Source organism: Pseudoduganella namucuonensis (assembly GCF_900116645.1).
Classification (GTDB): domain Bacteria; phylum Pseudomonadota; class Gammaproteobacteria; order Burkholderiales; family Burkholderiaceae_D; genus Rugamonas; species Rugamonas namucuonensis.
The window spans coordinates 1-19,215 of sequence record NZ_FPBO01000007.1 but is presented as its reverse complement, the minus strand read 5'-3'; the positions used below and the strand labels follow the sequence as shown (position 1 = coordinate 19,215).

Genomic DNA, 19,215 nt, shown 5'->3' with positions numbered 1-19,215 from the left:
ATACCATGACGGTCAACGACATACCACTCATCTCCTTCTTCCAGCGCGTGCTGGACCCGCTCATCATCATGGGTACGCTGTACCTGTTCTCGATGATGTTCGCCGAACCGTTCACCGGCTACTCGCTGGTGCTGATGATACTGGCGTTCTTCATCTCGTCCTCGGTCTACCAGTATGTCGACCCCTACCAGACCTGGCGCAGCGGCCGCATGCTGGCCTACGCGCGCGACATCTTCATCGGCTGGATCGTCACCGCCATGATCCTGGTGTTCCTCGGCTCCGTCAGCGGCCTGTCCTACCACTACGACGAGCACGTGGTGCTGGTGTGGTTCGCCGCCACCCCGTTCGCGCTGCTGCTGAGCCACCTGGCGGCGCGCAAGCTGGGCTCGGACCCGGCCAAGGACACCGAGGTGCGCTCGGCGCTGATCATCGGCGCCAACGACGTCGGCGTGCGCTTCGCCAACACCATCGACCGCCTGCCCAACCTGTTCATGACGGTGCGCGGCTTCTTCGACGACCGCACCGACGGCCGCATGCCGCGCGGCATCCGCCACCCGGTGCTGGGCGCGATGGACGACATCGCCGGCTTCGTGCGCGAGCACCACATCAAGATGATCTTCATCAGCCAGCCGATCTCGGCGCAGCCGCGCATCCGCCGCCTGCTCGACGAGCTGCAGGACACCACCGCCTCGGTCTATTTTCTGCCCGACATCTACGTGTTCGACCTGATGCAGGCGCGCTTCGACAACGTGGGCGGCATGCCCGTGATCGCCATCTGCGAAAGCCCGTTCACCGGCTTCAACAGCCTGGTCAAGCGCAGCAGCGACATCGTGCTGGCCGGCCTGATCTCGCTGCTGCTGCTGCCCGTGATGGCGGTGATCGCGGCGGCCGTGAAGCTGGACTCGCCCGGCCCGGCCATCTTCCGCCAGCGCCGCTACGGCCTGTACGGCGAGGAGATCATCGTCTACAAGTTCCGCTCGATGACGGTGGCCGAGGACGGCGCCAAGGTGGTGCAGGCGCGCAAGAACGACCAGCGCGTGACCAAGATCGGCGCCTTCCTGCGCAAGACCTCGCTCGACGAGCTGCCCCAGTTCATCAACGTGCTGCAGGGGCGCATGAGCATCGTCGGGCCGCGGCCGCACGCGGTCGCGCACAACGAGCAATACCGCAAGCTGATCAAGGGCTACATGCTGCGGCACAAGGTCAAGCCCGGCATCACCGGCTGGGCGCAGGTGAACGGCCTGCGCGGCGAGACCGAGACCCTGGACAAGATGGAGGCCCGGATCCGCTACGACCTCGACTACCTGCGCAACTGGTCGCTGTGGCTGGACCTGTGGATCATCGTGCGCACGCTGAAGGTGGTGGCGGCGCGCGAGAACGCGCACTGAGCGCGCGCCGGGCGCGCGCCTGACCGCCCTCCGGACTCCCCCGTCGAAACCATTCGTGCGCGGCGAAAATCGCCGCTGGGCTAAAATCTTTTCACATTTACAATGTTGATAATAAATATTTACTCAAAGGAAACACCTTGGACACCTTTACCCCCACCCACCGCCATCCCGCCCCCCGCCCGGGTCTCGGCGCCGGCCCGATGTTGCTGATCCTGCTGGCGGCGCTGGGCCTGTCGGCCTGCGGCAGCAAGGAACAAGCCAAGCCCGGCCAGGCGCTGGCCAGCGTGAACGGCTCGGAAATCACCGTGCTGCAACTGAACGAGGAACTGCAGCGCGCCGGCGCCGCCGGCCAGCAGGAGGCGGCCCGCAAGCAGCTGCTGGAATCGCTGATCGACCGCCAGTTGCTGACCAACGAGGCGGCCAAGGAAAAGCTGGACCGCGATCCCAAGGTGATGCAGGCCATCGAACGCGCCAAGGCGCTGATCATCGCCCAGGCCTACATCCAGAAGCGCATCGGCGGCCAAGCCAAGCCCACCCGGGCCGAGGTCGAGGCCTATTTCCAGCAGAACCCGCAGTTCTTCGGCAACCGCAAGCAGTTCGACATGCGCGAGCTGGTCATCGCCACCAAGGACCTGAGCGACCCGCTCAAGGCCCAGATGGACGGCGCCAAGTCGCTCGACGAGGTGGCCGCCTGGCTGGACGCCAACAAGGTCAAGTACGCGCCCACCCAGCTCACCCGCACCAGCGCCGACCTGCCGCCGGAACTGGGCGCCAAGCTGGCCACCATGTCCAAGGGACAGCTGTTCGTGATCCGCGAGGGCGAACGCAGCCTGCTGATCCAGCTGTCCGACATCAAGGACAGCCCGGCCACGCTGGCCGCGTCCGCGCCGCAGATCGAGCAGTTCCTGCTGAACCAGAAAAACAAGGAGGCGGCCGAGGCCGAGCTGAAACGCCTGCGCACCGCCGCCAAGATCGAATACTTCAACAAGACCGACGCCGTGGCCTCGGCCGACGCCAACGCGCGCGGCGTGGCGGGGTTGAAGTGAAGCGCCGTCAACCTGAACTGAAACAAACCGGGAGTCCATCATGAAAAAACTTATCCTGTGGATCTTGCTGCCCCTGCTGGCCATGACCATGGCCACGCGCGCCGGCGCGGCCGACATCGTGCTCGGCGCGGGCGACGTGGTGCGCGTGTCCGTGTACGGCACCGACCTGGCGCTGGAGACCCGCGTCAGCGACGCCGGCACCGTGTCGGTGCCGCTGGTGGGGCAGGTGGCCGTGGCCGGCATGACGGTGCCGGCGGCCGAGAAGAAGATCGCCGGCCTGCTCGACAGCGGCGGCTATGTCAAGAAGGCCCAGGTCAACATCCTGGTCACCACCATCGCCAGCGCCCAGGTGTCGGTGCTGGGCCAGGTCAACCGGCCCGGACGCTATCCCATGGACAGCAAGCGCAGCCTGATGGACGTGCTGGCGCTGGCCGGCGGCATCAGCGTCGAGGGCGGCGACACCGTCACCCTGATCCGCACCCGCAACGGCAAGACCACCAGCGAGAACGTGGACATCGTGCGCATGGTGCAGTCCGGCGACCTGGCGCGCGACTACGAGGTCGCGCCCAACGACGTGGTGTTCGTCGACCGCGCGCCGCGGTTCTACATCTACGGCGAGGTGCAGCGCCCCGGCCCGGTGCGGCTCGAGCGCGGCATGACCGTGATCCAGGCGCTGTCGGCCGGCGGCGGCCTGACCCCGCGCGGCACCGAGCGCGGCATGCGCATCAAGCGCCGCGACGCCAGCGGCCAGCTGCAGGTGATCAACGCCAGGCAGGAGGACCCGGTCCAGGTGGACGACGTGGTGTACGTCAAGGAAAGCCTGTTCTAAAAAAGAAAGCCCATCATGAATTTCACCCAGTTCCTCCTCATCCTGCGCGCGCGCCGCGCCATCATCCTGCTGACGCTGGCGGCGACGGTGGCGGTGACCGTGGTGGTCAGCCTGCTGCTGCCCAAGACCTATAAGGCGACCTCGTCCATCCTGCTCAACTACAAGGGGGTGGACCCGGTGACCGGGCTGGCCATGCCGGGCCAGCTGATGCCCGGCTACGTGGCGACGCAGATCGACATCATCACCAGCAAGACCGTGGCGCTGCACGTGGTCGACCAGCTCAAGCTGGCGCAGAACACCGACGTCATCGAGCAGTTCCGCCAAGACACCGGCGGCAAGGGCACGGTGCGCGACTGGCTGGCCGACCTGCTGCTCAAGAAGCTGGAGGCGGTGCCCTCGCGCGAGAGCAGCGTGGTCGAGATCAGCTTCAAGGGCGCCGAGCCGCAGTTCGTGGCCGCCATCGCCAACGCCTTCGCCGACGAGTACCAGAAGCTGACGGTGCAGCTGAAGGTCGATCCGATGAAGAAGGCGACCACCTATTTCAACGAGCAGAGCAAGCAGCTGCGCGACACGCTGGAGGCGGCCCAGAGCCGGCTGTCCAAATACCAGCAGGACAACGGCATCGTCAGCCTGGACAACCGGCTGGACGTGGAGAACAACCGCCTGAACGAACTGTCGGCCCAGCTGGTGGTGGCGCAGGCGCAGCAGATGGAGGCCAATTCGCGCCGCAGCTACGCCAGCGGCAAGGCCGGCGACTCGCCCGACGTGGCCGGCAACCCGCTGATCCAGTCGATGCGCGCCAGCGTGTCGGCGTCCGAGAGCAAGCTGGCCGAGGTCGGCCAGCGCCTGGGCCGCAACCACCCGCAATACCTGGCCGCCAAGGCCGAGGCCGACCAGCTGCGCGCCAGCCTGAACGCGCAGATCCGCTCCACCGCCAGCAGCGTCGGCAACAACGCCGAGATCCTGGGGCAGCGCGAGGCGGCGCTGCGCGCCGCGCTGGCCGAGCAGAAGACGCGGGTGCTGGAGGTGAACCGCACGCGCGACGAGCTGAACGTGCTGCAAAAGGATGTCGAAAGCGCCCAGCGCGCCTACGACGCCACCGCGCAGCGCCTGTCGCAGACCCGCATCGAGGGACAGTCCGAGCAGTCCGACGTGGCCGTGCTGAACCCGGCGGTGGCGCCGATCGAGCCGGCCGGCCCGCGGGTGCTGCTCAACACCGTGCTGTCGCTGTTCCTGGGCGGCCTGCTGGGCATGGGCTTCGGCCTGGTCGCCGAACTGCTGGACCGCCGGGTGCGCTCGACGGGCGACCTGGCCGACCTGGCCGGCGTGCCGGTGCTGGGCAACATCGCCTGGTACCCGCCCAAGCCGCGCTCGCGCCTGGCGACCCTGTTGATGCCGCGCCGCCTGCGCCTGACCTAATTGGATGACACGATGACTACCGCGACCCTGACCCAACAACCCCACGCCGGCGCGCACCACGCGCGCGCGGTGACCGACTCCAGCATCGGCGGCCTGCTGCAGGCCTCCGGCAAGATCAGCGCCGAGAACGCCGAGCGCGTGCTGCGCATGCAAAAGGAACTGGGCATCCGCTACGGCGAGGCGGCCCAGCGCCTGGGCCTGATCAGCGAGGCCGACATCCAGCAGGTGCTGGCGCGCCAGTTCGACTACCCCTATCTGCAGCAGGGCGAGGGCAACTACTCGCCGCTGCTGGCGGCCGCGTTCCAGCCGTTCAGCCCGCAGGTCGAGACGCTGCGCGCGGTGCGCGGCCAGCTGATGCTGCGCTGGTTCGGCCGCGGCCACAAGTCGCTGACCATCGCCAGCATCGCCTCCGGCGACGGCGCCAGCCTGTTCGCGGCCAACCTGGCGGTGGTGTTTTCCCAGCTGGGCGAACACACGCTGCTGGTCGACGCCAACCTGCGCGCGCCCAGCCAGCACACCATCTTCGACATCCGCCGGCGCCAGGGCCTGTCCGACGTGCTGGCCGGGCGCGCCGAGCTCGACAGCGTGACGCGGGTCGACGCCTTCATCGACCTGTCGGTGCTGGCGGCCGGCACCCTGCCGCCCAACCCGCTGGAATTGCTGAGCCGTTCGGCCTTCGCCGGCCTGAACGCGCAGCTCGAGGCGCGCTACGACGCGGTGCTGTACGACGTGCCGGCCTTCGCGCTGGGCGCCGACGCGCTGGCGCTGGCCGCGCGCACCCGCGGCGTGCTGCTGGTGGCGCGCAAGAACCACACGCCGCTGGCCGACGTGCAAGCCATGGTCGAGCAACTGCGCCACAGCGGCGCGGAGGTGGTGGGGGCGGTGATGGTCGATTTCTGAGCCGGCCGCCGCTCGCTTGTCGAGCGACAGTTCACGTTCACGAATTGTTACATCGCGGCGCCCCGGGAGGGCGCCGTTGTGTTTTGGAGTATCTTTCGCGATAAGATACTTATCAGGTAGTAATCGGTATTTGGCAAACGTTGTGCGGCCATATTAACGGATGATGAAATATAATATGGCGTTGTTGGTCTCTGGCAACAGGAAGCGGCCGTGCCTGTGATATCGTGCACGGCATCGGACATGTCACAATTTTGGGAGAGCCAAATGTACCTCGCCAGGCAAGCCTGCCTATTCACCAGCCTGCTGCTGTGCGGCGCCGCCCACGCCCAGATCGACACCCTGATCGGCGGCACCGTGTCGCAGGGCAGTTTCGCCACGCGCTACGCGCTCAGCACCGCCAATCCCGCCAACCTGGCCTTCGTGCTCGATCCGGCCGGCAGCGGCCGCACCGTGCTCAAGACGGTGGTCAGGAACGCGGAAGGGACGGCCGGCGCCATCAAGCGAACCGACTACTACCCGAAGAACGAATCGCGCACCACCGGCCTGCGCTGGTACGGCATCAGCGTCTACGTGCCGTCCACCTGGACCGTGCATCCGAACCCCACCGTGATCGCCCAGATCGACACCAGCGCCACCGCCACCAACCTGGCCGCGCCGCTGTCGCTGCTGGTGCGCGGCGCCGCGCTGGAACTGAACCTCAATTCGAACTACCTGGCGCCTACCTCGGCCACGGCCTCCAATTCCACCAGCGAGGTGCTCAAGCTGGGGCCGCTGGTCACCAACCGCTGGTACTGCCTGGTGGTGCGCTCGGACTGGCAGCCGGCGCTGGGCACCGGCGCCATCACCATGTGGATGAACGGCGAGAAGGTGTACCACGCGATCAATTCGAACAATTCCTATTTCGGCGTGGCCCACACGCCGCGCACCGGCCTGATGTTCCCCGGCCTGATGGGCGTGACGGAGCGCACCCTGTACAGCGACTTCATCCGCCTGGGCGGGCCCACCACGACGGCGCTGCAGATGTACCAGATCAGCCCGTGCTCGTCGTTCGTCAACGGTTCCAACATCCAGTGGTAAGCCGGAGAAAACCCATGCAAGCATCCCACATCCTGATGGCCGCCGCCCTGTGCGGCGCCGCCGGCGGCGCCCTGGCCCAGGTCGACATCGCCCGCGCCGGCCCGGTCGACACGCTGGCCAAGAACCCCAATCCGCTGACCTACGTGAGCCAGAACCTGGCGCGCAACCAGACTTCGACCTTCCGCTATTTCGACGACCTCTACGTGCTGAGCGCGGCCAGCCCGGATCGGCTGGAACTGGTGGCCAATCCGCTGGGCGGCACCCGCAAGGTGCTGCGCCATTCGCTGTACAAGACCGACCCGCTGGTGACCGGCGGCTCGCGCACCGAGATCTCGCCCAAGTACGAGTACGTGATCGAGGGCGTGCGCTGGTACGCCGTCAGCATGCTGTTCCCGGCCAACTGGACCTTCCACGCCAGCCCCACCGTGGTGGCGCAGCTGCACACCAGCCAGAAGACGCTGGCCGTGCCGCCGCCGCTGGCGGTGGTGGCCAGCGGCCAGGACTTGAACGTCGAGCTGCACTACAACTACCGCAACATGAGCGGGCAGGGCACCGATCCGGCCACCCGCGCCAACACCGGCGAGCAGCTGGTGCGCGTGGCCAAGATCCAGACCAACAAGTGGTATTGCTTCGTGGTGCGCGCCGACTGGTCGTACAAACCGGGCGTGGGGTCGATGAAGGTATGGATGAACGGCAATGTCGCCTACGAGTCGAAGAACGCCTTCAACGCCTACGAGACCTGGCTGGGCAACTATCCCAAGGTCGGCCTGTACATGCCCGGCGTGATGCAGGTGGCCACGCGCCAGCTGTACACCGATTTCATCCACGTGGGCGGCCCGTCCACCACCTACGAGGCCATGGCCGGCCTGACGCCGTGCGGCGCCGCCGCCTCGGCCACGCCGGCCGTCATCAAGTAGGCCGGCGCGAGCCGTACCACCTGTCCCCCCTTCAAGGGCCGCGATCGCGGCCCTTTTTCATTGCGCCGCCCCTTCCGCTATCGCGCGTCACGGCCGAGCCGCCGCTGGTATCATCAAATATTAAATTTCTGTCATTGTTGCCATGTGGGAATCGCCATGATCAAAACCTCCCGCGGCCAGTCCTGGACCGGCTTGCTCCTGTCCGGCCTGCTGTTGTTGACGGCCGCCTTCGTCGGCCTGCTGATCGGCGCCGAAATGCACGTGCTGATCGTGCTGTTCATGCTGCTGCTGCTGGCCATGCCCATGCTGTACCTGGCGCTGTACGGCTTCGAGGACCGCGCCGGCTGGCTGCTGGCCGGCGGCTTCTGCCTGATGTACGTGGCCCAGATGGCGCACAACAAGGGCGTCCCCATCGGCTACGCGATGGAGTTCATGGCCTTCGTCTTCATGCTGTCCTCGCTGCGCCAGCTGTGGCGCCTGGCGCGCCAGGACGCGGCGCTGCGCTGGCTGGCGCTGCTGTTCCTGGGCTACCTGGCGCTGTTGCTGCTCAGTTCCGCGCTGGGCCGCTCGCAGCCGCGCGCCGCGCTGTGGCAGCTGCAGTACACGCTCAAGCTGCCGCTGATGTTCGCGCTGGGGGCGCTGGTGGTGCACACGGCGCGCACCGCCGGGACGCTGCGCGGCGTGCTGGCCTGGTCCTGGGTGTTCTTCCTGCCCTTCCTGCTGCTGGAGCTGGCCGCCCCCGGCCTGTTCCTCAAGCTGTTCGGCTACACGGCCGACGCCCACGTCAATCCGGTGCTGGGCTTCGGCGCCCGCCTGCGCGGCCCGTTCTCCCACGCCGGCTACATGGCGCTGATGTGCGGCCTGCTGGCGGCCGGCAGCGCGGTGCAGTGGCTGCTCGGCCGCGGCCGGTCCTGGCTGGCGCTGGCCGGCGTCTACACCGTCATGGTGCTGGCCACCGGCCAGCGCCAGGAACTGCTGGCGCTGGTGCTGGTGTACGGCGTGTTCGCCACCATCGCCGGGCGGCGCCACCTGGGCTGGCTGTGGCTGGGCGCCGTGCTGGCGGTGGCGGCCGGCGTGCTGGCCTACCTGTACCTGGACCGCAATCCGTTCAGCGAACTGATGCTGCAATGGGGCGGCGGCCGCGACAGCCAGCTGTCCGAGCGCGGCGTGCTGACGCAAAAGGGCCTGCAGGTGGCCGCCCAGTATTTCCCGCTGGGCTCCGGCCTGGGCACCTACGGCAGCGCCGGCGCGCAGAAGTTCGACCTCGGCCTGATGGTCGACCTGGGCTTCATGCGCTACTGGTGGTTCCGCCAGGGCATGTTCATCGTCGACACCTACTGGCCCAGCGTGATCGCCGAGGCCGGCTATGCGGCGGCGGCGCTGCTGCTGGCAGCGTTCGCGCTGCTGTGGGGCGTGCTGTACCGGCGCGCGCTGCTGGCGCAAGGCGAGGTGCGCGCCATCGCGCTGTTCGCGCTGGCCGCGCTGACGCTGGCGCTGGCCACCTCGCCCACCTCGGCGGTGGTGAGCGATCCGCGCGGCGTGTTCGTGTTCTGGCTGCTGGCCGGCTGCGCGTGGCGCGCCACGTCCGAGGCCCGCGCGGCCGCCAGGGCGGGCGCCACTGTTGACTATCGTGCTACACCGGATGGGCCCCTCCGGCATAATCCGGGCACGGATTTGAGCTTTCGCTTCCGACCTTCCTGATAGAGACTGACATGACCGCGATGCCCTACCGGCCCGCGGCGGCCGACCTTGGCCGCCTCAGGGCCAGCCTGCCCGAGTGGCTGCCGATCCTGCTCGGCCTGCTGGCGATGTACGCGCCCACTTTCTACGACCTGACGCACGGGGCCTGGGCCACCGAGGAGCAGGCCCACGGCCCCATCATCCTGGGCCTGTCGCTGTGGCTGATCTGGCGCCAGTGGCCGGCCATGCTGGCCGCCTCGGCCGGCAAGGCCGCCGCCCACGCGGCCGGCTGGCCGCTGCTGCTGGGCGCGCTGGCGCTGTACGTGCTGGGCCGCTCGCAGCAGATCCTCGCCTTCGAGCTGGGCTCCTTCATCGCCATGGGCTGCGCGCTGCTGCTGATCAAGCGCGGCGCCGCCGCGCTGGCGGCGCTGTGGTTCCCCTTCTTCTTCATGCTGTTCATGGTGCCGCTGCCCGGCGGCGTGGTCAGCGCCCTGACCATGCCGATGAAGATGGCGGTCTCCTATGTCACCGAGCAACTGCTGTTCCTGGCCGGCTACCCGATCAGCCGCAACGGCGTGATCCTGCAGATCGGCCAGTACCAGCTGCTGGTGGCCGACGCCTGCGCCGGCCTGCAGACCCTGCTCACGCTGGAGGCGCTGGGCCTGTTCTACCTGAACGTGGTGCGCCACACCTCGGCCTTCCGCAACGTCTGGCTGGCGCTGATGATCGTGCCGATCTCGTTCTCGGCCAACGTGATCCGCGTCATCGTGCTGACCCTGGTCACCTACTACCTGGGCGACGCGGCGGGGCAGGGCTTCCTGCACGGCTTCGCCGGCATGGTGCTGTTCGTCACCGCGCTGCTGCTGATCCTGGGCGCCGACACCCTGCTGCAATGGCTGGCGCGCCGGCGCGCGCCCGCCGCGGAGGCCGCATGAGAACCGCGATCGTCACCAGCGCCGTGCTGTGCGCCCTGATGCTGTCGGCCGGCGCGCTGTCGCGCCACCTGACGCCCACCGTGAAAATGGCCGACAGCGGCGAGCGCTTCCAACTGGGCGCCATCGTGCCGCAGCGCTTCGGCGACTGGAGCGTGGACGCCAGCATCGTGCCGCTGCAGGTCGACCCGGCCACCCAGGCCACGCTGGACAAGATCTATAACCAGACGCTGTCGCGCACCTACGTCGACGCGGCCGGCCAGCGCGTGATGCTGTCGCTGGCCTACGGCGGCGACCAGAGCGACACCATGGCCGTGCACAAGCCGGAGGTGTGCTACACCGCGCAGGGCTTCGAGGTCAGCCGCCAGCGGCACGACACGCTGGCCACCGGCGACGGCGCCATCCCCGTCAAGCGCCTGTTCGCCGTCAGCGGCCAGCGCCAGGAGCCCATCACCTACTGGATCACCGTGGGCGACAAGGCCATCAAGCCGGGGCTGGACCAGAAGCTGCAGCAGCTGCGCTACGGCCTGAGCGGCACCGTGCCGGACGGCATGCTGGTGCGCGTGTCCACCATCGGCGGCGACACCGACGCCGCCTACCGCGTCCAGGACCGCTTCATCAACGACCTGCTGCGGGCGCTCAACGGCAAGGACAGGGTCCGGCTGGTGGGCGTCCCGGCCCAGCATAGCCAGGGGTGAGCGTGCGACCTTTTGTGAGAATTTTGTATTTAAGCAGGGAACCGCATCCGAGTTTCCGTCCCGACATCGCGACCCTGTTCGGCGGCTGCCTGCCACGCCACGGCGTGCACAGCGACCTGGTGGCCCTGCAAGAGGGCGAGGCCGGCGCCTGGCCGGCCGGCCGGGCCCACACGCGGCAAGGCCGCGGCCGCCTGGGGCGGCTGTGGGCGCGCTGGGCGGTGGCGCTGGACCTGTTCCGCCTGTCGCGCGATCCCGGCTACGACGCCATCCAGGTGCGCGACCGCATCCTGGGCGCGCTGATCGGTCTGCTGGCGGCGCGCCGCCGCGGCCTGCCGTTCTTCTACTGGATGTCGCTGCCGTTCCCGGACGCGTGGCAGGACCTGGGCCGCGGCGACGCCGCCAACAGCGCCTCCTGGCCGCAGCGCGCGCGCTGGAAGCTGCGCGGCGCGCTGGCGTCCCTGATCCTGTACCGCGTGGTGCTGCCGCGCGCCGACCACATCTTCGTGCAGAGCGAGGCGATGCGCGCGCTGCTGGCCGGCAAGGGCTTGCCCGCCGAGAAAATGACCCCCGTGCCCATGGGCGTGGCGCTGCCGGAACGGCTGGACGCCGTGGCCCCGGCCGACGATCCGCGCCTGGCCGGGCGCAAGGTGCTGGTCTACCTGGGCGCGCTGGAACGGCTGCGCCATCCGGAGGTGATGATCGAGGCCATGGTCGAGATCGCGCGGCGCGAGCCGCTGGCGCTACTGGTGATGGTGGGCGACTCCCAGCATCCCGGCGAGCGCGCCTGGCTGGAGGGCGAGATCGAGCGCCTGGGCCTGCGCGGCCACGCGCTGATCACCGGCTGGATGGCGCCCGCCGAGGCCTGGCGCTACCTGCGCGCCGCGCACATCGGGCTGTCGCCGTTCCCGCGCAGCCGCATCCTGGAGGTGGCCTCGCCCACCAAGGTGTGCGAATACCTGGCCTACGGCGTGCCGGTGGTCGCCAACGACCAGCCGGACCAGGCGGCCTTGATCGAGCAGACCGGCGGCGGCCTGTGCGTGCCGCTGACGCCGGCCGGCTTCGCCTCCGGCGTGCTTGAACTGCTGGCCGACCCGGCCCGCGCCGGCGAAATGGCGCGGCTGGGCCGCGCCCGCATCGGCCAGTTGCGCAGCTACGACGTGCTGGCCGCGCGCTTGGCCGAGCAGTACCGGCGCCTGCTGGCGCCGGGCGGCGGGCTGGCCGCGAAAAGCGCCGCCACGGCCGTCGCCGCCCGGGCCGGCGCGGGCGGGCCGCCATGAGCGGACGCAGCCCCTACGGCGGCAAGGCCGTGAAGGCCGGCATGGCCGCCTTCCTGGCCGGCCGCGGCGCCTCGGCCGTGCTGACGTTTATCGCCTTCGCGCTGGCCGCGCGGCTGTTGCCGCTGGCCGAGTACGGCAAGTACGCGGCGGCGCTGGCGCTGATGGAACTGATGCTGGCGCTGTCCAGCGGCGGCCTGGAATGGGTGGCCGCGCGCGTGCTGCCCGAGTGCCGCATGCACGCCGGCGGACGCGCCACCGCGCGCCTGGTGCTGCGCCTGGGCGCGCTGCAAAGCGTGCTGGTGCTGTGCGCGGCGTCACTGGTGCTGCTGGCCGCGCCGCGGCTCGAGACACTGCTGGGATTGCCCGGCTCCGCGCCCGTGCTGCGCCTGGCCGGCTTGCTGATCGCGGTCGAGGGCCTGGGCCGGCTGGCGCGCGACCAGATGCTGGGTCTGCTGATGGAGCAGCGCGCCGGCCAGATCGCGCAAATCCTGCGCGCCGCCGGCCTGACTCTGCAACTGGGCCTGGCCTGGCACGCGGGCGCCGCGCTGGACGCGGCCGGCGTGATGGGCCTGGAGGTGGCGGCCGCCGGCGTGGCCCTGCTGGCCAGCTACCTGCTGCTGGCGCGCTGCCTGTGGCGCCTGCGCGCGCTGCCGGCCGAGCGCCCGGACTGGACGCCGCCGCCGCGCCGCGTGCTGGCCGGCCTGGCGCTGCACAATTTCGCCAGCTACCTGCTGTCGCTGCTGTACGGGCCGCAGGTGCTGACCATGCTGATCGCCCGCCTGCTGGGCGCCGACGCGGTGGCCGTGTTCGGCTTCGCGCGCGCCTTCGCCGAGCAGGTGCGCCGCTACCTGCCGACCGACCTGCTGCAAAGCGTGGTGCGGCCGGCGCTGATCGCCTATTACGCCAGCGGCCGCAGCTTCACCGAGCTGAGCGTGCGGCTGGGGCTTTGGCTCAAGAGTTCGCTGATGGCGCTGTTCCCGCTGCTGGTGTTCTTCAGCGCCTTCGGCGAGCAGGGCATGCTGGCCATCGGCGGGGTGCGCTACGTGGCGGCCTGGCCGGTGGTGCTGCTGCTGCTGTGCAGCGCCGCCACCATGTCCTGCCGCCGCGTGCTGGAACTGGGCTGCAACACCGTGATGCAGTCCGACATCTGCGTGCGCGCCACCAGCGTGCTGCTGGTGGTGCCGCCGCTGTTGGCGCTGCTGCTGCACCAGGGCGCCGGCCTGCTGGCGGCCGTGGCGCTGGTGGTGGCGGCCGAATGCGTTTTCTGTTGGCGGGTCGTCCGCGCTTTGAAATCGAGGGGTTATATGGGTAATTGGGATGTGCAGGGCGGCGCGCGTTTGCTGCTGGCCTGGGCCGCGACCGTGGCCGTGCTGCTGCTGGCGCAGCGGGTGGTGGCGTTTCCGGTGCCGGCCGCCATCGTCGCGGCCGGGCTGGCCTCGGCCGTGGCGCTGCGCATGGCGGTGCCGCTGTCGGCCGCCGAGGGCCGGCTGGTGGCCGGCTTCAACGGGCGCCTGGCGCGCCTGGTGGGCAGCCGGGGGGCGTTGCCATGATGGTGCTGCGCATCCACCGGGTGGCGCACTGGTGCTGGCGGCGCAAGATCCCGCTGCTGCCCTTCCTGCTGAAAAGCGTGAACCGCATCCTGTTCGCCGTGGTGCTGCCGCCGTCGGCGCTGGTGGGGCGCAACGTGCTGTTCAGCTACGAGGGCCTGGGCACCATCATCCACCGCCGCGCGGTGATCGGCGAAGACGCCGTGATCGGCGCCGGCGTCACCATCGGCGGGCGCTCCGGCAGCGCCGGCGTGCCGCGCATCGGCAAGGGCGCCTTCATCGGCGGCGGCGCCAAGGTCATCGGCGACATCCGCATCGGCGACTACGCCTCCATCGGCGCCAACGCGGTGGTGATGGAGGACGTGCCGGACTACGGCGTGGCGGTCGGCATCCCGGCCAGGGTGGTGCGCATCAACGCGCCGCGCGACATGCCGAACTACCGTTCCTTCCAGGAGTCGTGATGGGCAACGTCAATCAAACCGCCGGCCAGGCCGCCCAGGTGCTGATGATAGGCACCTCGCTGGACTCGCCCGGCGGCATGACCGCCGTGGTGCGCCTGTACCGCGACATGGGCCTGTTCGAGGCCTGGAATATCCGCTACCTGGCCTCCTATGAAAAGCCCGGCGTGCCGACCCAGCTGCGCGTGATGGCGGGGGCGCTGCTGACCACGCTGTGGCTGCTGCTGCGCGGCAAGGTCGGCCTGCTGCACGTGCACAGCGCCTCGCGCGGCAGCTTCTGGCGCAAGTCCGTGTTCTGCGCGCTGGCGCGGCTGTTCGGCGTGCCCTATGTGTTCCATTTGCACAGCGGCGAGTTCCCCGTGTTTTACCGCGACGAGTGCGGGCCGCGCGCGCGGCGCTGGGTCGAGCGCACCTTGCGCGGCGCCCACACGGTGGTGGCGCTGACCGGCTTGTGGCGCGAATCGCTGCGGCGCATCGCCCCCGGCGCCAATGTCACCGTGCTGGGCAACCCGGTGCGCGTGCCGGCCGCGCTGCCGCCGGCGCCGCCGCCGCGCGGCCAAGTGCTGTTCCTGGGCCGCCTGCGCGACAAGAAGGGCGTGTACGACATCGTCCGCGCCATGCCGGCCGTGCTGGCGCGGGCGCCGGACACGGTGTTCACCCTGGCCGGCGACGGCGACCTGCACGGCACGGCCCGGCTGGCGGAGGAGCTGGGCGTGGCGCACGCGCTGCGCCTGCCGGGCTGGGTCGACGGCGCCGCCAAGGACGCGCTGATGGACGGCGCCGACCTGCTGCTGCTGCCCTCGTATTTCGAGGGCCTGCCCATCTGCGTCCTGGAGGCGATGGCGCAGGGCGTGGCCGTGGTCGCCAGCAACGTGGGCGGCATACCCGAGGCGCTGGAGCAGGGCCGCTGCGGCGCGCTGCTGGCGCCGGGCGACGTGGAGGCGATCTCGTCCGCCGTGCTGTCGCTGCTGGCGGACGAGGGGCGCCGGCTGCGCCTGCGCGGGGCCGCCCACGCCCGCGCGCAGCAGGTGTATTCCACCCAGGCCGTCACGAGTTCCATGTCGGCGCTGTACCGCGCCGTGCTGGCCCCGCCGCAAGGCGCGCACTATGTTCGCTAGCGAACATTGCATTTAGATCAATTATGTTAAATTGACATACAGGCAAGTGTGCCGGTATTGGTAAAGAGGTAGAGCAATGACAAAGAAAATATTGGCGGTCGCCTCGGGCGGCGGGCACTGGGTGCAGATGCTGCGCCTGCGCCCGGCCTTCGAGGGGCAGCGGATGGTGTACGTGACGGTGCAGCCCAGCTACGCCAGCCAGGTGCCCGGGGAGCGCTTCTACGCGGTCACGGACGCCACCCGCTGGAGCCGCTGGGACCTGGTGAAGATGATTTGCCAGGTGGGCTGGATCGTGCTCAAGGAGCGGCCCGACGTGGTGGTCACCACCGGCGCCGCGCCCGGCGTGGTGGCGCTGCGGGTGGGCAAACTGCTGGGCGCGAAGACCGTGTGGCTCGACAGCATCGCCAACGTCGAGCACATGTCCATGTCCGGCCAGCGCGTGCGCCGTTTCGCCGACCTGTGGCTGACCCAGTGGCAGCACCTGGCCAAAGAGGACGGTCCGGGCTACAAGGGGGGCGTGCTGTGATCTTCGTCACCGTCGGTTCGCAAATGGCCTTCGACCGCCTGGTGGGCGCGGTCGACGACTGGGCCGAGTCGCGCCGTCCGGGCGTCGACATCTTCGCCCAGATCGGCCCCAGCACCTATCAGCCGCGCGCGCTGCGCCATGCGCACGCGCTGACCCCGGCCGAGTTCAACGCCGCCGTGGCGCGGGCCGACATCATCGTCGCCCACGCCGGCATGGGCTCGGTGCTGACGGCGCTGGAAATGGGCAAGACCCTGGTGCTGATGCCGCGCCGGGGGGATTTGCAGGAAACCCGCAACGACCACCAGATCGCCACCGCGCGCTGGCTGGGCGAGCGGCCGGGCATCCACGTGGCGATGGATGAAACCGAACTGGACGCGGCCTTGACGGCCGCGCTGGCGGCGGCGCGACGCAACGCCACCATCTCCGCCTACGCCTCGCCCAGTCTGATCGAGGCGGTGCGGCGATTCGTCGCCGCTTGAGCGCTTAATGGCCGCCCAAACCCGCGCCAGGGCGCGGCGGCCATGCACCACACATCAACTTTTTTTTAGGATGTCTTCATGACTACCATCGCAGTCCTGGGCCTGGGCTATGTCGGCCTGCCCCTCGTGATCGAATTCGGCAAACACACGCGCACCATCGGTTTCGATATCTCCAAGGCGAAAGTGGCGTCCTGCCAGGCCGGCGTCGATCCGTCGCGCGAACTGAGCGACGAGCAGATGGCGTCGGCCATCCACGCCGAATACGCGTCCGAACCGTCCTCGCTGGCCGAGGCGGACGTCATCATCATCGCCGTCCCGACCCCGGTCGACAGCGCCCACAACCCCGATTTCGGCCCCCTGATCGGCGCCAGCGAAAGCGCCGGCGGCTCGATGAAGAAGGGTTGCATCGTCATCTACGAGTCCACCGTCTACCCCGGCGCCACCGAGGAGGTGTGCATCCCGGTGCTGGAGCGCGCCTCCGGCCTGAAGTGGAAGCAGGACTTCAATGTCGGCTATTCGCCGGAGCGTATCAACCCGGGCGACAAGCACCATACACTGACGACCGTGCTCAAGGTGGTGGCCGGCGACGACCCGGCCACGCTGGACAAGGTGGCGCGGCTGTACGAGATGATCGTCACGCCCGGCGTGCACCGCTGCTCGTCGATCAAGGTGGCCGAGGCCTGCAAGGTCATCGAGAACACCCAGCGCGACCTGAACATCGCGCTGATGAACGAACTGGCCATCCTGTTCGGCAAGATCGGCATCGACACCGCCGAGGTGCTGCAGGCGGCCGGCACCAAGTGGAACTTCCTGAAGTTCTCCCCCGGGCTGGTGGGCGGGCATTGCATCGGCGTCGATCCCTACTACCTGACCCACAAGGCCGAGCAGGTCGGCTACAATCCCCAGGTGATCCTGGCCGGCCGCCGCATCAACGACGGCATGGGCAAGTACATCGCCGAGCAGACCGTGAAGAGCATGATCGCGGCCGGCAGCTACGTGAAGGGCGCGCGCGTCAACGTGCTGGGCCTGACGTTCAAGGAAAACTGCGCCGACCTGCGCAATTCCAAGGTGGGCGACGTGATCAACGAGCTCAAGGACTTCGGCGTCGAGGTGTTCGTGCACGACCCCTACGCCGACGCGGACGAGGCCATGCACGAGTACGGCGTGCGCCTGTACGACTGGAACGACCTGCCGCGCGCCGACGCGATCGTGGCGGCCGTGTCGCACACGCAGCTGGTGGATTTGCCGGTGGAGGACATCCAGCGCAAGCTGGTCAAGGGCGGTTGCTTCATCGACGTGAAGTCCGCATTCGAAGTGCAGCCGTTGAAGGACGCCGGTTTGTGCGTCTGGCGGCTGTGACAAAACCATAGAGAGAGATAGACGGGCATGAAGATACTGGTCACGGGCGGCATGGGTTACATCGGTTCCCACACCTGCGTGGAGTTGCTGGCCGAGGGGCACGACGTGGTCGTGCTCGACAACCTGAGCAACTCGCAGGCGTCGGTGCAGGACCGGGTGCGGCGCATCAGCGGCCGCGACCACGTGTTCGTGCGCGGCGACCTGCGCGACCGCGGCGCGCTGCGGGCGCTGTTCCAGGCCCACGCGATCGACGCCGTGATCCATTTCGCCGGCCTGAAGGCGGTCGGCGAATCGGTCGCCAAGCCGCTGGCGTACTACGACAACAACGTGGCCGGCAGCCTGGTGCTGTTCGAGACGATGGCCGAGGCCGGCGTCAAGCGGCTGGTGTTCAGCTCCTCGGCCACCGTCTACGGCGACCCGGCCTCGGTGCCCATCCGCGAGGATTTCCCGCTGTCGGCCACCAACCCCTACGGCCGCAGCAAGCTGATGATCGAGGACATGCTGCGCGACCTGGGCCGCTCCGACCCGTCGTGGCGGGTGGCGCTGCTGCGCTACTTCAATCCGGTGGGCGCCCATGAGAGCGGCCTGATCGGCGAGGCGCCCAACGGCGTGCCCAACAACCTGCTGCCCTACGTGGCGCAGGTGGCGGTGGGCCAGCGCGAACACCTGTCGGTGTTCGGCGGCGACTACCCGACCCCGGACGGCACCGGCGTGCGCGACTATATCCACGTGGTCGATCTTGCGATCGGTCACGTGCGGACGCTGGCGAAACTGGCCTCCACCGAGGGCGTCCATGCCTACAATCTGGGCACGGGGCGCGGCAACAGCGTGCTGGAAATGGTGCGGGCCTTCGAGCAGGTCAGCGGCCGCCCCGTGCCTTACCGCGTCGTCGCCCGGCGCGACGGCGACATCGCGTCCTGCTACGCCGAGACCAGCCACGCGGAACGCGAACTGGGCTGGAAAGCCGAGCGGGGCATCGCCCAAATGTGCGCCGACGCCTGGCGCTGGCAGAGTTCCATCAAGGATTAATTACTAGGAGTATCGGCATGAAAGCAATGATATTGGCCGCAGGCAAGGGAACGCGCGTGCGGCCCCTGACGTACGATTTACCGAAACCGATGATCCCCATCCTGGGCAAGCCGGTGATGGCCTACCTGGTCGAGCACCTGGCCCGCTACGGCGTCACCGAGATCATGGTCAATGTCAGCTATCTGCATGAGAAGATCGAGGAGTACTTCGGCGAGGGCCACCAGTTCGGGGTCCAGATCGGGTACTCCTTCGAGGGCTACACCAACAACGACGGCGAGGTCGTGCCCGAGCCGCTGGGCTCGGCCGGCGGCATCAAGAAGATCCAGGAGTTCGGCGCCTTCTTCGACGAGACCACCATCGTGCTGTGCGGCGACGCCATCATCGACCTGGACTTGAAGTCGGCGCTGTTCGAGCACCGCCGCAAGGGCGCGCTGGCCTCCGTCATCACGCGCGAGGTGCCGTGGGACAAGGTGCCCAGCTATGGCGTGGTGGTCACCGACGCCGACGGCCGCATCAAGGCCTTCCAGGAAAAACCC

19 protein-coding genes are annotated in these 19,215 nt (G+C 68.9%); all 19 read left to right on the top strand.

Going from position 1 to position 19,215, the window contains the following annotated elements; translation table 11 throughout:
• Positions 1-5: 5 nt before the first annotated feature.
• Positions 6-1,388, top strand: a complete 1,383-nt coding sequence (locus BM436_RS09430) for an undecaprenyl-phosphate glucose phosphotransferase (protein ID WP_093555264.1) — start codon at positions 6-8, stop codon at positions 1,386-1,388.
• A 137-nt stretch (positions 1,389-1,525) separates the two neighbouring features.
• Positions 1,526-2,434, top strand: a complete 909-nt coding sequence (locus BM436_RS09425; protein ID WP_229489800.1) for an EpsD family peptidyl-prolyl cis-trans isomerase — start codon at positions 1,526-1,528, stop codon at positions 2,432-2,434.
• Positions 2,435-2,474: 40 nt separating this feature from the next.
• A complete protein-coding gene (gene epsE, locus BM436_RS09420; RefSeq protein WP_093555262.1) occupies positions 2,475-3,263 on the top strand; it encodes a polysaccharide export protein EpsE in 789 nt (262 codons plus the stop codon).
• 15 nt (positions 3,264-3,278) lie between these two features.
• Positions 3,279-4,682: a chain length determinant protein EpsF gene (gene epsF, locus BM436_RS09415; protein ID WP_093555261.1), complete on the top strand. Its 1,404-nt coding sequence runs from the start codon at positions 3,279-3,281 to the stop codon at positions 4,680-4,682.
• Between the two features lie 12 nt (positions 4,683-4,694).
• Positions 4,695-5,582, top strand: a complete 888-nt coding sequence (gene epsG, locus BM436_RS09410) for a chain length determinant protein tyrosine kinase EpsG (protein WP_093555260.1) — start codon at positions 4,695-4,697, stop codon at positions 5,580-5,582.
• Positions 5,583-5,846: 264 nt separating this feature from the next.
• A complete protein-coding gene (locus tag BM436_RS09405; RefSeq protein WP_177307093.1) occupies positions 5,847-6,659 on the top strand; it encodes a heparin lyase I family protein in 813 nt (270 codons plus the stop codon).
• A gap of 14 nt (positions 6,660-6,673) precedes the next feature.
• The gene (locus BM436_RS09400) at positions 6,674-7,576 is read left to right on the top strand and encodes a polysaccharide lyase family 20 protein (protein WP_093555258.1); all 903 of its coding nucleotides are present in this window, start codon (positions 6,674-6,676) and stop codon (positions 7,574-7,576) included.
• A gap of 156 nt (positions 7,577-7,732) precedes the next feature.
• Positions 7,733-9,277, top strand: coding sequence for an O-antigen ligase family protein (locus BM436_RS09395; RefSeq protein WP_093555257.1), 1,545 nt, complete (start codon positions 7,733-7,735; stop codon positions 9,275-9,277).
• An 11-nt stretch (positions 9,278-9,288) separates the two neighbouring features.
• On the top strand, positions 9,289-10,191 hold the full coding sequence (gene xrtB / locus BM436_RS09390) for an exosortase B (protein WP_093555256.1): 903 nt from the start codon (positions 9,289-9,291) through the stop codon (positions 10,189-10,191).
• The gene (epsI, locus tag BM436_RS09385; protein ID WP_093555462.1) at positions 10,188-10,886 is read left to right on the top strand and encodes an exosortase-associated protein EpsI, B-type; all 699 of its coding nucleotides are present in this window, start codon (positions 10,188-10,190) and stop codon (positions 10,884-10,886) included. Before xrtB ends, epsI begins: the two co-directional genes overlap by 4 nt.
• Before the next feature lie 23 nt (positions 10,887-10,909).
• Positions 10,910-12,163 carry a glycosyltransferase family 4 protein gene (locus BM436_RS09380; protein ID WP_177307086.1) on the top strand — a complete coding sequence of 418 codons (1,254 nt, stop codon included), beginning with the start codon at positions 10,910-10,912 and terminating at the stop codon, positions 12,161-12,163.
• Entirely contained in the window at positions 12,160-13,713 is a 1,554-nt protein-coding gene (locus tag BM436_RS09375) for a lipopolysaccharide biosynthesis protein (protein ID WP_093555254.1), read from the top strand. Before BM436_RS09380 ends, BM436_RS09375 begins: the two co-directional genes overlap by 4 nt.
• Positions 13,710-14,171, top strand: a complete 462-nt coding sequence (locus BM436_RS09370) for a serine O-acetyltransferase (RefSeq protein ID WP_229489798.1) — start codon at positions 13,710-13,712, stop codon at positions 14,169-14,171. Before BM436_RS09375 ends, BM436_RS09370 begins: the two co-directional genes overlap by 4 nt.
• Positions 14,171-15,286: a glycosyltransferase family 4 protein gene (locus tag BM436_RS09365; protein ID WP_218164833.1), complete on the top strand. Its 1,116-nt coding sequence runs from the start codon at positions 14,171-14,173 to the stop codon at positions 15,284-15,286. Before BM436_RS09370 ends, BM436_RS09365 begins: the two co-directional genes overlap by 1 nt.
• Before the next feature lie 76 nt (positions 15,287-15,362).
• The gene (locus BM436_RS09360; protein ID WP_093555253.1) at positions 15,363-15,812 is read left to right on the top strand and encodes a glycosyltransferase family protein; all 450 of its coding nucleotides are present in this window, start codon (positions 15,363-15,365) and stop codon (positions 15,810-15,812) included.
• Complete coding sequence (locus tag BM436_RS09355) at positions 15,809-16,291, top strand: glycosyltransferase (RefSeq protein ID WP_093555252.1); 483 nt, start codon at positions 15,809-15,811, stop codon at positions 16,289-16,291. Before BM436_RS09360 ends, BM436_RS09355 begins: the two co-directional genes overlap by 4 nt.
• Positions 16,292-16,369: 78 nt before the next feature.
• Complete coding sequence (locus BM436_RS09350; RefSeq protein WP_093555251.1) at positions 16,370-17,650, top strand: nucleotide sugar dehydrogenase; 1,281 nt, start codon at positions 16,370-16,372, stop codon at positions 17,648-17,650.
• A 27-nt stretch (positions 17,651-17,677) separates the two neighbouring features.
• Positions 17,678-18,679: a UDP-glucose 4-epimerase GalE gene (gene galE / locus BM436_RS09345; protein WP_093555250.1), complete on the top strand. Its 1,002-nt coding sequence runs from the start codon at positions 17,678-17,680 to the stop codon at positions 18,677-18,679.
• A gap of 17 nt (positions 18,680-18,696) precedes the next feature.
• Positions 18,697-19,215, top strand: a 519-nt coding sequence (locus BM436_RS09340; RefSeq protein ID WP_143133037.1) for a nucleotidyltransferase family protein, incomplete at its 3' end; no start/stop codon positions are given.

Coding starts and splice junctions, on each gene's coding strand:
- BM436_RS09430 (WP_093555264.1), top strand. CDS start 6: ATGACGGTCAACGACATACCACTCATCTCCTTCTTCCAGCGCGTGCTG.
- epsE (WP_093555262.1), top strand. CDS start 2,475: ATGAAAAAACTTATCCTGTGGATCTTGCTGCCCCTGCTGGCCATGACC.
- epsF (WP_093555261.1), top strand. CDS start 3,279: ATGAATTTCACCCAGTTCCTCCTCATCCTGCGCGCGCGCCGCGCCATC.
- epsG (WP_093555260.1), top strand. CDS start 4,695: ATGACTACCGCGACCCTGACCCAACAACCCCACGCCGGCGCGCACCAC.
- BM436_RS09405 (WP_177307093.1), top strand. CDS start 5,847: ATGTACCTCGCCAGGCAAGCCTGCCTATTCACCAGCCTGCTGCTGTGC.
- BM436_RS09400 (WP_093555258.1), top strand. CDS start 6,674: ATGCAAGCATCCCACATCCTGATGGCCGCCGCCCTGTGCGGCGCCGCC.
- BM436_RS09395 (WP_093555257.1), top strand. CDS start 7,733: ATGATCAAAACCTCCCGCGGCCAGTCCTGGACCGGCTTGCTCCTGTCC.
- xrtB (WP_093555256.1), top strand. CDS start 9,289: ATGACCGCGATGCCCTACCGGCCCGCGGCGGCCGACCTTGGCCGCCTC.
- epsI (WP_093555462.1), top strand. CDS start 10,188: ATGAGAACCGCGATCGTCACCAGCGCCGTGCTGTGCGCCCTGATGCTG.
- BM436_RS09375 (WP_093555254.1), top strand. CDS start 12,160: ATGAGCGGACGCAGCCCCTACGGCGGCAAGGCCGTGAAGGCCGGCATG.
- BM436_RS09370 (WP_229489798.1), top strand. CDS start 13,710: ATGATGGTGCTGCGCATCCACCGGGTGGCGCACTGGTGCTGGCGGCGC.
- BM436_RS09365 (WP_218164833.1), top strand. CDS start 14,171: ATGGGCAACGTCAATCAAACCGCCGGCCAGGCCGCCCAGGTGCTGATG.
- BM436_RS09360 (WP_093555253.1), top strand. CDS start 15,363: ATGACAAAGAAAATATTGGCGGTCGCCTCGGGCGGCGGGCACTGGGTG.
- BM436_RS09350 (WP_093555251.1), top strand. CDS start 16,370: ATGACTACCATCGCAGTCCTGGGCCTGGGCTATGTCGGCCTGCCCCTC.
- galE (WP_093555250.1), top strand. CDS start 17,678: ATGAAGATACTGGTCACGGGCGGCATGGGTTACATCGGTTCCCACACC.